The 13,090-nt window shown below is 65.9% G+C and carries 13 protein-coding genes; 11 read left to right on the top strand and 2 right to left on the bottom strand.

All coding sequences use genetic code 11. From position 1 onward, the window contains the following. The first annotated feature begins 115 nt into the window (after positions 1 to 115). The 4 genes from K2Y56_RS07920 to tsf all read left to right on the top strand — a co-directional run bounded on the left by K2Y56_RS07920 (position 116) and on the right by tsf (position 4,570). Positions 116 to 850 carry a pseudouridine synthase gene (locus K2Y56_RS07920; RefSeq protein WP_292506770.1) on the top strand — a complete coding sequence of 245 codons (735 nt, stop codon included), beginning with the start codon at positions 116 to 118 and terminating at the stop codon, positions 848 to 850. A 117-nt stretch (positions 851 to 967) separates the two neighbouring features. Next, positions 968 to 2,188 (top strand): diguanylate cyclase, encoded by a 1,221-nt coding sequence (locus K2Y56_RS07915; RefSeq protein ID WP_292506768.1) that lies wholly within the window; start codon positions 968 to 970, stop codon positions 2,186 to 2,188. A 264-nt stretch (positions 2,189 to 2,452) separates the two neighbouring features. Then, positions 2,453 to 3,520, top strand: coding sequence for a 30S ribosomal protein S2 (locus K2Y56_RS07910; protein ID WP_292506754.1), 1,068 nt, complete (start codon positions 2,453 to 2,455; stop codon positions 3,518 to 3,520). Between the two features lie 129 nt (positions 3,521 to 3,649). Then, a complete protein-coding gene (gene tsf / locus K2Y56_RS07905; protein WP_292506753.1) occupies positions 3,650 to 4,570 on the top strand; it encodes a translation elongation factor Ts in 921 nt (306 codons plus the stop codon). Positions 4,571 to 4,627: 57 nt separating this feature from the next. Here tsf and K2Y56_RS07900 read toward each other — a convergent pair whose 3' ends face one another. Further along, on the bottom strand, positions 4,628 to 5,452 hold the full coding sequence (locus K2Y56_RS07900) for a metallophosphoesterase (protein ID WP_292506751.1): 825 nt from the start codon (positions 5,450 to 5,452) through the stop codon (positions 4,628 to 4,630). Next, positions 5,449 to 6,345 carry a diacylglycerol kinase family protein gene (locus tag K2Y56_RS07895; RefSeq protein WP_292506749.1) on the bottom strand — a complete coding sequence of 299 codons (897 nt, stop codon included), beginning with the start codon at positions 6,343 to 6,345 and terminating at the stop codon, positions 5,449 to 5,451. The genes K2Y56_RS07900 and K2Y56_RS07895 overlap by 4 nt, the downstream gene beginning before the upstream one ends. A gap of 169 nt (positions 6,346 to 6,514) precedes the next feature. Here K2Y56_RS07895 and pyrH point away from each other — a divergent pair, with 169 nt between their 5' ends. From pyrH to rseP, 7 genes are all read left to right on the top strand, one after another. Further along, positions 6,515 to 7,237, top strand: coding sequence for a UMP kinase (gene pyrH, locus K2Y56_RS07890; protein WP_292506747.1), 723 nt, complete (start codon positions 6,515 to 6,517; stop codon positions 7,235 to 7,237). A 180-nt stretch (positions 7,238 to 7,417) separates the two neighbouring features. Beyond that, complete coding sequence (locus K2Y56_RS07885; protein ID WP_292506745.1) at positions 7,418 to 7,696, top strand: hypothetical protein; 279 nt, start codon at positions 7,418 to 7,420, stop codon at positions 7,694 to 7,696. A 253-nt stretch (positions 7,697 to 7,949) separates the two neighbouring features. After that, positions 7,950 to 8,513, top strand: a complete 564-nt coding sequence (frr, locus tag K2Y56_RS07880; protein ID WP_292506743.1) for a ribosome recycling factor — start codon at positions 7,950 to 7,952, stop codon at positions 8,511 to 8,513. 135 nt (positions 8,514 to 8,648) lie between these two features. Beyond that, a complete protein-coding gene (locus K2Y56_RS07875; RefSeq protein ID WP_292506741.1) occupies positions 8,649 to 9,488 on the top strand; it encodes an isoprenyl transferase in 840 nt (279 codons plus the stop codon). Continuing rightward, complete coding sequence (locus K2Y56_RS07870) at positions 9,488 to 10,360, top strand: phosphatidate cytidylyltransferase (RefSeq protein ID WP_292506739.1); 873 nt, start codon at positions 9,488 to 9,490, stop codon at positions 10,358 to 10,360. Before K2Y56_RS07875 ends, K2Y56_RS07870 begins: the two co-directional genes overlap by 1 nt. A 13-nt stretch (positions 10,361 to 10,373) precedes the next feature. Beyond that, positions 10,374 to 11,552, top strand: a complete 1,179-nt coding sequence (dxr, locus tag K2Y56_RS07865; RefSeq protein WP_292506737.1) for a 1-deoxy-D-xylulose-5-phosphate reductoisomerase — start codon at positions 10,374 to 10,376, stop codon at positions 11,550 to 11,552. A 209-nt stretch (positions 11,553 to 11,761) separates the two neighbouring features. Then, positions 11,762 to 12,919 (top strand): RIP metalloprotease RseP, encoded by a 1,158-nt coding sequence (gene rseP, locus K2Y56_RS07860; RefSeq protein WP_292506735.1) that lies wholly within the window; start codon positions 11,762 to 11,764, stop codon positions 12,917 to 12,919. The last annotated feature ends 171 nt before the right edge of the window (positions 12,920 to 13,090 follow it).

Here is a 13,090-nt window from a genome sequence, read left to right as displayed (position 1 = left end):
CTCGCAACGCCGCCGGAATGGCCTGCGACCTCGCTGTTCTGAATGACGTTTCCGCTTGGGCATGCCGCGTCGCCGAGGCAGCCCAGTCAGGGTCCCGCATGGTCGTGTTCCAGTGGTGAACAAGGCGCCGACAGTCCGTCTCGATCGTCTGCTGGCGAATCTCGGGTACGGGTCGCGCCGCGAGATCGGCCTTCTCGCCCGTGCCGGGCTCATCGTTCTCGATGGCGCACCGGTAACGGATGTGGGCCAGCGCCTGGCGGCCGGTCCGGATCTGCCCGTGCGTCTGCAGATCGACGGCGAACCGCTCGATCCACCGCCGGGACTGACTCTGATGTTGCACAAGCCCCTCGGCGTCACCTGCTCGCACAAGGAAGCGGGCCCGCTCGTTTATGGTCTCCTGCCCGAGCGCTGGCGCCGTCGCGACCCAGCATTGTCGACGATCGGCCGCCTCGACAAGGAGACCTCCGGCCTTCTGCTGCTTACCGACGACGGTGCGCTGCTGCACCGTGTGATCTCGCCGAAATCGAACGTCGCCAAGCGTTATCAGGTGACCCTGGATCGCCCTCTACGCGGCGACGAGGCGGGCATCTTTTCCAGCGGAGCGCTGATGCTCGAAGGAGAGGAAAAGCCGCTGCTGCCGGTCTCTCTCGACGTTCACGGCGCCAACCATGCAGCCGTAACGCTGCACGAGGGCCGTTACCACCAGGTCCGCCGGATGTTCGCGGCGGTCGGGAACCACGTCCTGGCGCTCCACCGAGACCGTGTCGGAGGTATCGCTCTGCCGGCTGGCCTGAAGGCTGGGGATTACCGCATCCTGAATACAGAAGAGGTCGGCCAGATATTCGACTGAATTGAATGTCTGTAGTGTCGTTTGCGTCGATCTTTCGGGAATGTCATTTACCGAATGCGTCAATTGTGCGGTAACGCAATGGCCCTAACAAGGAGCAATCGAAGGGGTTTTCAGTCCATGCCGCGAGTTGAGACGCAGGCGATATCCGTTGAGGAGATCGAGCGGGAGATCGCATCTGGCTCGCGTCGGCTCGTATTCTCTCCATCGATCGAGGCGGTCTTTGAGAACTACTCTGCGCGTCCTAGACTACATATGATGATGACGGCGGGCGTCGTCGCGATGATTTTATATGATCTATTTCTTATCGTCGATTTCGTGACTTTAAATGATATGTTTCATGTCATGATTTTTCTGCGAATTGGCATTTTTACGCCAATTGTACTATCGATGGTTGTAACGAGCTATTACTTTAAACCTTCAGCCTTCATACTGGAGAGCTTGACCCTTGCTGCAGGATTCGTCGCAGTGGCGCTGCCGACAATTGCGATGATGTTTAGCGAAAGCTCCTACAGATTGAACTACCAATATGGCAGCCTCTTGGTCATGATGTTCTCGACAATTGTAAGCCGCCTTCGTTTTCGGTTTGCAGTAGCCGGGCTCGTCAGCATGCTGTCAATTCAATTGGCCACGACGTACATCTCCGGCGCTTTCGATGCCGAAACCTACCTCGGCATCGTCATGTTCTTCGCGACGGCGTGTGTGCTGATCACGCTCACCACATACTATCTCGAACACGGCGAACGGCGCAGCTTTCTTTTCGCCCTCCGAGGACAGCTCCTGCGCGAGCAAATCGAAGCCTCCGCGCGGACCGATCCGCTGACGGGGCTGTTCAACCGTCGCCATCTCGCCGAGACCGGCGACGGGATATGGCAAGACGCCGTCGATCTACCCCGTGCCGTGTCGGTTATCCTGCTCGACATCGATCACTTCAAAGCCTTCAACGACAGCCAAGGCCATATCGCGGGAGATTCCTGTCTTCGCACGGTGAGCCGGTGCATCTCTGAGATCGCCGAGGAGCGGCACGGTCTCACGTTTCGTTTTGGCGGAGAGGAGATGTTGGTTCTTCTGCCGGGGGCGGGCGTCGCCGAGGCGATGGTGACCGCCGAATTCATGCGTCGTGGGATTGAGAACGCTGCGATACCGCACCCCGGGGTCGGTGGGTTCGTGACCGCCAGTATCGGGGTCGCGAGCGGTATCGCGCCGGAGACCGACATCGCTTCATTGATTGCGGCTGCCGACCACGCCCTCTACGCCGCCAAGCATGCGGGTCGGAACCGCGTGATGGCCGAAGCCGTAAGGGCGGCGGCTGAGGAAGCGGATGTCCTGGCGGCGGCATGAAGCCATGAGCGGGCTGCAAAGTCACGCCAAACCCTTGCTGACTCACGATCGTGCCGAACAGCGCCCGACTTTTCGCGCAGAGGCCCCTCGGCTACTCCGATGCCTGTGAGGAGCTCTTGTCTCTTCATCCCGGCTCTGGTAAGGCCCCGGCCATTCCACACGCGGAGCCGGCCTCATGCCTGAATGAGGCGTTTCCGGTGGTCTTCGCCCCTAGGCGTCGATCGCTTCCTCCGCGGCGGCATCAACCGGAAGAGAAGAAGCATCATGGCCGTCGACTTCACCATGCGTCAGCTCCTCGAAGCGGGCGCGCACTTCGGACACCAGTCGCATCGCTGGAACCCGAAGATGCAGTCCTACATCTTCGGGACTCGCAACAACATCCACATCATCGATCTCGCCCAGACCGTGCCGGCGCTGCACCAGGCGCTGCAGGCGGTGAGCGACACCGTCGCAAAGGGCGGCCGCGTGCTGTTCGTCGGCACCAAGCGCCAGGCAGCCGACACCATCGCTGAGGCCGCCAAGCGCTCGGCGCAGTACTACGTCAACTCCCGCTGGCTCGGCGGCATGCTGACGAACTGGAAGACCATCTCGGGCTCGATCCAGCGCCTGCGCAAGGTCGACGAAACCCTTGAGGGCGGGGCCGTGGGCCTCACCAAGAAGGAGCGTCTCATGCTCGCCCGCGAGAAGGAGAAGCTCGAGAAGGCCCTCGGCGGCATCAAGGACATGGGCGGCGTGCCCGACCTGTTGTTCGTGATCGACACCAACAAGGAGCAACTCGCGATCAAGGAGGCTCAGCGCCTCGGCATCCCGGTCGCCGCCATCGTCGATACCAACTGCAACCCCGACGGCATCACCTACGTCGTGCCCGCCAACGACGATGCCGGCCGTGCGATCTCGCTCTACTGCGACCTCGTCGCCCGTGCGGCCATCGACGGAATCTCGCGCGGCCAGGGTTCGAGCGGCGTCGATCTCGGCGCCTCGGAGGAGCCCGTGGCCGAGGAACTCCCGGCCAACGACGACGTCGCGCATTCCGTGGAATCCGACGCGATCTCGGCGGCGGACGTCGCCGCGCTCGTCGAATCGACCGAGCATTTCGAGCTCCTCTCGGCTCCGCGCGGCGCCCCCGACGACCTGTCGAAGCTGCACGGCGCCGGTCCGCAGATCGTTCAGAAGCTCAACGATGCCGGCATCTACCATTACTGGCAGATCGCCTCGATGAGCGATGCCGACGTCGCCAAGGTCGATACCGACCTCAAGCTCAACGGCCGCATCGGCCGCGACGGCTGGGTCGACCAGGCCCGTGGGTTCGTCGAGGCTGCCGCCGCCGCCTGATGCGCAACGGCCCGTCTTGCGGCCGTGATCGACGGATTTGATCTTCAACGGAAGCCCGGTGCCTTGATGGCGCCGGGCTCTCGACCTTCTGGAACCCTACGCTAGAACCCTACCGAGAGAGGACCGGCCATGGCCAACATCACCGCCGCACTGGTGAAGGAGCTCCGCGAGAAGACCGGCGCGGGCATGATGGACTGCAAGGGCGCGCTCAACGAGACCGATGGCGATATCGAAGCCGCGGTCGACTGGCTGCGCAAGAAGGGCCTCGCCAAGGCCGCCAAGAAAGCCGGCCGTGTCGCGGCCGAGGGCCTCGTCGCCGTCGAATCCTCCGGCCGTCACGCCGCGATCGTCGAGGTGAATTCCGAGACCGACTTCGTCGCCCGCAACGACAGCTTTCAGTCCTTCGCCCGCGAGGCCGCCAAGATCGCCCTCGACACCGACGGCTCGCTCGAAGGCCTTGAGGCGGCGCACTTCCCCGGCGGCTCGGCGACGATCAAGGAGACGCTCTCCAACCTCATCGCCACCATCGGTGAGAACATGACCCTGCGCCGCGTCGCCAAGCTCGACGTGACTAAGGGCGTCATCGCCTCCTACGTCCATTCGCCGGTGAGCACGGGCCTGGGCAAGATCGGCGTCCTCGTGGCGCTGCAATCCGAGGGCGACGTCGAGGTGCTCTCTACACTCGGTCGCCAGATCGCGATGCATGTCGCCGCCACGAATCCGGTCGCTCTCGATGCCGCCGGCGTCGACCAGGCGACCCTCGAGCGCGAGAGCAACATCCTGCGCGAGAAGAACGCCGGCAAGCCCGACCACGTCCTCGCCAAGATCGTCGAGAGCGGACTCAAGAGCTACTACAAGGAGGTCACCCTTCTGGAGCAGCCATTCGTGCATGACGGCTCGAAGACCGTCTCTCAGGTGCTGAAGGAGGCCGAGGGCAAGGCCGGCGCGCCCGTCAAGCTCACGGCATTCGTGCGCTACGCCCTCGGCGAGGGCATCGAGAAGGAAGAGGGTCCCGACTTCGCCGCCGAAGTCGCGGCGATGTCGCGCTAAACTCCACGACGCCGCAGCATCCCGCTCAAAGGAGGGCCGAATGCTGCGGCGATCAGACTATTTGGCAGCCTTGGCGTCTGGTGCGTCCTCCCAGGTCTTGCCGGTCCAGATCCTCGCGGTCACTGAGACGCGACCGGCGTCGATCGTGATCCGGTTATAGGCATTCGGCTCGTTCCCCCTGAGGCGAGTCGATGTTGCTGAGCCGGCCTGGACCGCCAGGAGACGCCCCTTTCCATGGTCCGGCCGTGATCCGTCAGTCTGGACGCCTCCGGTGCCGGCTTGCGCGAACCGGGCGTAATGGCGATGCAGGTGGCCTGCTAGGGTCAGGCCGACCCCGCATTCCCGAAAGGCGGCCAGCGCCTCAACCGCATGGCCGACGATCCGTGCCTCCTCGTCCCAGGGCGGCGGCATGAAGGGGTGATGGCCGACCACGATCCTGAACAGGTGCGGCGGCATCGCGTTCAACCGCGACGCCGCTCTGAGGATCTGCCTGCGCCCGATCCTGCCCTGCGACCAGTCCCGCTCGGGCGCCCAGCGGCGCACGGTGTTGAGGCCGACCACGCCGATCTCATCGTCCTCGAAGACCGGTTCCGTTTCAGGGCAGATGTACCGCCGGTATCGGGCGAACGGCTTGAGGAAGCGCTGGGTGATGTGATAGGGCGAGAGGTCGTGGTTGCCCGGCACGGCGATCCAGGGGCGCGGCAATCGTGCGAGGAAGGCACGCGCCTCCTCGTACTCGCGTCGTCGGCCCGCCATGGTGAAATCGCCTGACGCCACGATGAGGTCCGGCGGTTCCCCGTTCAACTCCGCCACGAGGCCCTCGACCGCCGCGGGATCGGTTCGCCCGAAATGGAGGTCGGAAATCTGGCTGATGCGCCTCATCGGGGTTTCCCGTCGCGCGGCAGGATCACCGCCAGCGCACGGCGCTTGACCGTGTAGCGGAGCGGTGAGGGGAGCACGCGGACTTCGCCGTCATTCATGACCCTCAAGGCTCGACATCGGGCCGCGATCGTGAGTTCGGTGACATCGTGCCGCTCGATTCCGGGCAGCCGGCGCCAGTCGCCAAGAGCCAGACCCAAGGCGAGGCGCAGTGAGCGCGACACCGAGAGGCGTGCAAGGACGTAGAGCGTGAGCTGGCCACCATCGAGGGTGTCCCGCACCAGGATGCGGCCCGGCGCCTCGACGTAGTCGTTGTTGACCACCGCGAGAAGTCGGAAGCGCAGACGCCGCTCGACGCCGTCCGTCGTTCCCGTCACCGAGAGCTTTGGATAGCGCTGCAGATGCCGGATGGCGCTCACGACCCAGCGTAGGGCGAGGCGGGGATCGAAGCCGCCCCTCAGGGCCTCCCGGTGCCTCGCCACCCTGGCCGGCATGCCAAGGACCGAGTTGATCAGGAAGCTGTGCCCGTTGACGTCGCCGACATCGATCCGGCGCGTCTCGCCGCTCGAGATCGTCGCGATGGCTTCGTCGAGATCCAATGGGAGGCCGAGATCCTTGGCGAGCAGGTTCATGGTCCCGAGGGGCAGCACGCCGAGCGGCAGTCCTTGGCCGATCATGACGCCCGCAGCGCAGGCGATCGTGCCGTCTCCGCCGCCGACCACAAGGGCTTCGACGCCCGGGAGGGCGGCTGCGGCGCTGAGGCGGTCGGACAGCGGCAAGGTTTCGTCCGGCTCTACGGCGACCTCAATGCCGGCTTTTGCGAACCGCTCGCGAATGTCGTTCGGTGGAAGGCCTGCCGCGCCGGCCGTCGCGTTGATTACCAGGGCGACCCGCATGGCGTGTATCGGTCTCCGTCCTCGCCGCCGGGATGCCACGCTTGTGCGTCGGTCCGGTGTCGGATCGTGAGGAATGTCGCTCCAGCCCTCGACGCCGCGCCTCCCCCTCACGTATGAGCACCGCAATATTCGGGTCGCGCCCGCGGCTCGACGACGAGGAGGTGGCGCGATGCCCGAGACGACGTCCTTCCGCCGTGTCCTCGTGAAGCTGTCCGGCGAGGCGCTCGCCGCCCCCGACGGCTACTGGCTGCATCCGCCGACCCTTGCGAGCCTCGCGGACGACATCGCCCGGACCCTCGACAGCGGCATTCAGGTTGCCCTTGTGGTCGGGGGTGGAAACATGATCCGCGGCGCGCGGATATCGTCCGCCGGCTGGATCGACCGAGCCACGGGCGATTCCCTCGGCATGATTGCCACGGTGATGAATTCCCTGGCGCTGGAGACCGCCCTCAACGCCGCGGGGGTCCAAGCCCGCACCATGTCAGCCGTCTCGATGCCGACGATCTGTGAGACCTTCGCCCGCCAGCCGGCCCTTCACCACCTCGACAAGGGCCAGGTCGTCGTGCTCGCTGGCGGCACCGGCAACCCGTATTTTACCACCGACACCGCAGCCGTCCTTCGCGCGGCGGAACTGCGTTGCGAGGCCGTGCTCAAGGCGACGCAGGTGGACGGCGTCTACTCGGCCGACCCCAAGAGCGATCCTTCCGCGATCCGCTACGACCGCCTCACCCATGACGAGGCGATCCGGCGCGACCTGAAGATCATGGACACCGCCGCCTTCGCCCTCGCCCGCGAGAGCCGGCTCTCCATCGTGGTCGGCTCGATCCATGCGCCGAGTTCGATCACCGCGATCCTCACCGGCGCCGCGCCGAGCACTCACGTGGTGCCCTGACGGCGCCGACCAGTCGGCGACACTGAGAGGTCTTCAGTTTTGTTATGTTCGCCGGCGTTGAGCCCTGGGGCCAGCCCGGTCCGCCCCGATATCCCTGTCCCCGATCCTGTTCTACGGCAGCGATCAGGCGACGGTGAACCGCGGCTCCATGCGTGATATGGTGCGGAATGTCCTCGCTCCATGCGGCCGAGACGATCACAGCACCGGTTCGCGAGGGCGCTCGTCTTCAACGACAAGGTCTTCCTGCAAGCCATCGTAGGGGACCGGAGCACGATCGCCGAGCGGCTCTGGGGCCTGGTAACGGATAACCTCCTTAGCGGGATCGTGGTGCTCTCGGCACACGCCATCAATCGCCGTGACTGCGAGGATGGTGTGGTCGGCTTTGACGGGCACACGCCCGCGCTGGATGACATCCACATGCGGTACGGGACGCAGCCGAAGCTCGACCTGCTGCGATGAGGGCGGAATCTCACTCGGTCCGCTGCGCGCCTTACGGGATCTCGATGGGACGCACGATGTCCAGAAATCCAAAGCCCGCACTGCGCCGAAGGAAACCGTCCGCCGGGTCAGCATCTGATCTGATCGCCTGGCCGTAAACCTGAAGGGTCGGTGCGAAGGTCATTTGCGACCATTCGGGTTTTGGTTCATTGAAGCCACGAACCGGCCTCGCGGCCTGGCTTTCTTCCCCTGTTCGCGTTGGGATTCTTGACGCATGGCCATTCCGGACTTCGACCTGAACGATATCAAGCGCCGTATGCAGGGCGCCGTCGCCTCGCTGAAGGGCGATCTCGGCTCGCTCCGCACCGGCCGCGCCACCCCGAGCATCCTCGACCCCATCACAGTCGATGCCTATGGCGCCGCAATGCCGATGGCGCAGGTCGCCACCGTCAGCGTGCCCGAGCCCCGGCTCCTCTCGATCTCGGTCTGGGACCGCGGCATGGTGAGTGCCGTCGAGAAGGCCATCCGTGAATCCGACCTCGGCCTCAACCCGCAGACGGAAGGCCAGACCATCCGCCTGCGCATCCCGGAGATGAACGAGCAGCGCCGCAAGGAGATGGTCAAGGTTGCTCACAAATACGCAGAGGAGAGCCGCGTCGCCGTCCGCCACGTCCGCCGCGACGGCCTCGATCACCTGAAGAAGCTCGAGAAGGACGCCGCCATCAGCGAGGATGACGAGAAGCGTCAGGCCGCCGAGGTCCAGAAGGTCACCGACCAGCATATCGCCGAGATCGATGGCGTGCTCGCGGCCAAGGAAAAGGAGATCATGCAGGTCTAGGCGTGCGGTCGGAGAACGGAGACAGGCGGCACAGGATGGCGGTCCCGCACGACGGCTCGCGTCATCGAACCGACCAGGGGATGAGGGAGAGACGCGGTGGATCGCCTCACGAGCGCGCGTCGGATCAAGGCAGCGATGACGTCTGAGGTCGAGATGATGGCGCCTGCCGGCGCGGGACAGGGCACCTCGCGGATCGAACCGGCGGTGCTGGAAGCCCGTGAATCGGAGCATGCCGATTCACCGGCGCCGTCAATCGGCCGTCTGCCCATCCCGGCCCATGTGGCGATCATCATGGACGGCAACGGCCGCTGGGCCGCCAGCCGCGGCCTGCCGCGAGTCGAGGGCCACCGCCGCGGCGTCGAGGCGGTGCGACGCGCGGTACGGTCGGCCATCGAACTCGGCATCACCTACCTGACGATCTACGGCTTTTCCTCGGAGAACTGGCGCCGCCCTCCCACGGAGGTCGCGGACCTGATGGGGCTCCTCAAGCTGTTCGTGCGCCGCGATCTTGCCGAACTGCACGCGAACAATGTGCGCGTGCGCATCATCGGAGACCGGGACGGCCTCAGTCCGGATATCGCCGGCCTCTTGGCCGAGGCAGAGACGCGGACCCGCGCGAATACCGGCCTGACCCTGGTGGTGGCCTTCAATTACGGCGGCCGTCAGGAGATCCTGCGCGCAGTCCGTTCGATCGCACGAGCCGTCGCCGAGGGATGCATACGCCCCGACGAGATCGGGATGGATAGCGTAGCCGAGGCCCTCGACACCGCCGGCATCCCGGACCCCGACCTCGTCATCCGTACCTCCGGGGAACAACGCCTGTCGAACTTCCTGACGTGGCAGACGGCCTATTCCGAATACGTGATGGCGCCTGAGTTCTGGCCGGACTTCGACCACGACACCTTCCGTGCGGCGATCAACGAGTACCATCGCCGGGACCGCCGCTTCGGCGACCTGAGCGGCAAGGCCGGCTGATGCCGGCTGGAGGCGGCTCGGCGCCGTCGGCATCGCGACGGCGCGACCGTCTCGGCGGAAGCGAGTTCCGGCTCAGGGCCATATCCGGCGTGATCCTGGCAGTGGCCGTGGTGGCCGCGCTGTTCATCGGCGGCTGGCCCTTCGCCCTCGTCTGGCTCGTGGCCGGCATCGTCGGCGCCGCGGAGTGGATCGCGATGTCCCGCCTCGCACCGGGGCGGGGTCTTCTGGCCGTGACTGTGGCGGCGCTCATCGGGCTCGTGATCTGTGCGCGGCTAGAGGCGCCGCTCCTCGCCTCTGCTTTGCTTGTGATCGCCGCCTCCGCTGTCCTCGTCGTGCTGGCGAAGGGTATCACGTCGCGGCTACAAGCCGTCGTCGGCCTCCTCGGCGCGTCGGTGATCGCCGTCGTCCCCTCGGCCTTGCGGGACGATCCCGGGATCGGCGTGCTCGGGCCCGCCTGGATGTTCGCGGTGGTCTGGTCGACGGACGTCGTCGCCTACATCACAGGCCGGATGATCGGCGGCCCAAAGCTGATGCCTCGGGTAAGCCCCAACAAGACTTGGTCTGGATCGCTCGGCGGCCTCTCGGCCGGCATCATCGCTGGCACTAGCCTGGTCCTGGTGGCGCGTGCCCAGGGCTGGAGCGCCTTGGCCGAAACGTCCCTGATTCTGGTCGCCCTCGCCAGCGCCCTGGCCTCCATCTCGAGCCAGGCCGGCGACCTCGCCGAATCCGCCCTGAAGCGGCATTGGGGCGTCAAGGATTCCGGCCGCTCCATCCCCGGTCACGGCGGCGTCATGGACCGCCTCGACGGGTTCTTCGCCGTGGCCGTCCTCGCCGGCCTCTATCTCGTCGCGCGCCGTATCGCGGCCGCCTGAAGGAAATGATCCGTTGAGTCTCACCGTCACCGTCCTCGGCGCCACGGGCTCCATCGGCCGCTCCACCACGGATCTGCTCAAGCAGCACCCGGATCGCTTCCGCGTCGGCGCCCTCGTCGGCGGCCGCGATGCCGCCGCCCTCGGCCAGCTCGCCCGAGAGCTGAACGCCGAATTCGCTGCTCTGGCCGACGAGAGCGCGGGCCCTTCGTTGCGAGAGGTTCTGTCTGGCTCCGGAATCCCTTGCGGCGCTGGGGAGGGGGCGGTCCTCGAAGCGGTGGCCCGCGAAGCCGACATCGTCGTCGCGGCGGTGAGCGGAGCGGCGGGCCTTCGCCCGACCCACGCGGCTTTGCGGCTCGGGCGGACGGTGGCACTCGCCAACAAGGAGAGCTTGGTCTGCGCCGGCGATGCCTTCATGCGCGACGCCGCCCGTTACGGCGCGAGGCTGCTGCCTGTGGATTCCGAACACAATGCGCTGGCTCAGGCGCTGGGCGACGGCCGTGTCTCCGATGTCGCCAAGATGACGATCACGGCCTCCGGCGGCCCGTTCCGGACCTGGGAGATGCAGCGCATCGCAGGGGCTTCACCGGAGGAGGCGGCCAACCATCCGACCTGGTCGATGGGGATGAAGATCAACATCGATTCGGCCTCGCTGATGAACAAGGGCCTCGAACTCATCGAGGCGCACCACCTGTTCGGCATCGAGCACGAGCGTCTCGACGTCATCGTGCATCCCCAATCCGTCATCCACGGCCTCGTCTTCTGGCATGACGGCGCGGTGACCGCGGGCCTCGCCATGCCCGACATGCGGGTGCCGATCGCCCATTGCCTCGGACTTGGCGATCGCCTGACCATCGCGCGCGGCCGTCCCCTCGACCTCGCAGCGGTCGGGAGCCTCACCTTCGAGGCGGCGGACGAGACCCGCTTCCCTTGCCTGCGCATCGCCAGGGCGGCGCTGCGAGACGGAGGGGCCGCACCCACCGTCATGAACGCCGCCAACGAGATCGCTGTGGCCGCCTTCATCAAGGGTGCCATCCCGTTCTACGGAATCGCCGAACTCGTCGAGCGAGCCTGCACGCGTTTCGCCGGCATTCATCGCGCGGCGCCTGCGGACGTCGACGAAGCGCTGGCGATCGACGCCGAGGTGCGGCGCTGGAGCGAGCATGCCGTGCCGCAGATGCAGGTGGCGGGCTGAAGCGATGGCAGGGCGGGTACCGGCTTTCGAATTACTTCGCTGCCAAATCCAGGACAATGCCCGAAGCGCGAGCAAGGGCATTCATCCAACCCGGACACCATGATGCGACAAGGGGGCGCCGTCCCGGCGGTTTGCGTTGGCGGTTCCTCGGTCCGATCTGATAGGGTGACCGGGTGCGGCCGTGCGAGAGCGGCCGAGAGGAACGATGCATGGAATTCCTGAGTGCCATGGGCGGTACCGCCACCGGGTTCTTCGGTGCGGTCATCCCGTTCCTCATCGTTCTCACCATCGTGGTGTTCATCCACGAGATGGGCCACTTCCTGGTCGGACGCTGGTGCGGCGTCGGCGTACACGCCTTCTCGATCGGTTTCGGACCGGAACTCGTTGGTTTCAACGACCGGCACGGCACTCGCTGGAAGCTCTGCGCGATCCCGCTCGGCGGCTACGTCAAGTTCCACGGCGATGCCAACAGCGCCAGCGTTCCGGATACCGAGACGTTGGCACGGATGAGCCCGCAGGAGCGGGCGACGAGCTTCCCGACACAGCCGGTCGCGAAGCGCGCCGCCATCGTGGCGGCAGGACCGATCGCCAACTTCATCCTGGCTATCCTCGTCTTCGCGGGGGCGATCTATTTCGGCGGGCGCTACGAAACGCCGGCCCGGGTCGAGGGCGTGGTCGCCGGAAGCGCTGCCGAGCGCGCCGGGTTTCAGCCAGGCGACGTGATCCGGTCGATCGATGGTTCGCCCGTCGGCAGCTTCACGGACATGCAGCGCACCGTCACCGGTAGCGCTGGAAGCGCCCTCAAGGTCGTCGTCGAGCGCGCCGGGGAGCCTAAAGAGCTGACAGCCGTCCCCGAGGTCGTGGAGGAGCGCACGCCCTTCGGGCAGCATCGCTTCGGCCGTCTGGGCCTCAAGGGACCCCCGGGCACCGAAGCGAAGCTTGTTCAATACGGCGCGCTGCAATCGCTCAATCTCGGCGTCTACGAGACCTATTTCGTCGTCGAGCGGACGATGAACTATCTCGGCAAGCTCGTGACGGGCCGCGAATCCCCCGACCAGCTCTCGGGTCCGATCGGCATCGCCCGGGTATCGGGCGAGGTCGCCAAGGTCGGCGGCGTCGGCGGCCTGATCAGCCTTGTCGCCCTGTTGTCGGTGTCGATCGGCCTCCTGAACCTGTTCCCGGTCCCGATGCTCGATGGCGGACATCTCATGTTCTACGCCTTCGAGGCGCTGCGCGGCCGGCCCCTGAGCGAAAAGGCTCAGGAGATCGGCTTTCGCATTGGCCTGGCCCTCGTGCTCATGCTCATGCTGTTCGCGGGATGGAACGACATCCTGAATCTCGCGGCTTCCTGGAGCCGCGGCACCTGACGCAGCCGGGCAGGCTGCCCGGCCGGCTTCAATGTGCCGTTCTGCACGTCGCCCGCAGGTGCCCTCTCAGGGCACCTGCGGGCGTTTTTACGCTTCGTACACCGTAACTCCCGGTCGTCTGGAACCGTTAAGTGACCGGAAGGCCACGTCCCCCCAAAATCCCCTTGAGCC

The organism is Methylobacterium sp. (assembly GCF_019745455.1).
Classification (GTDB): Bacteria; Pseudomonadota; Alphaproteobacteria; order Rhizobiales; family Beijerinckiaceae; genus Methylobacterium.
Note: the sequence above shows the minus strand (reverse complement) of the source record. Positions and strands in the feature narration are given on the sequence as shown.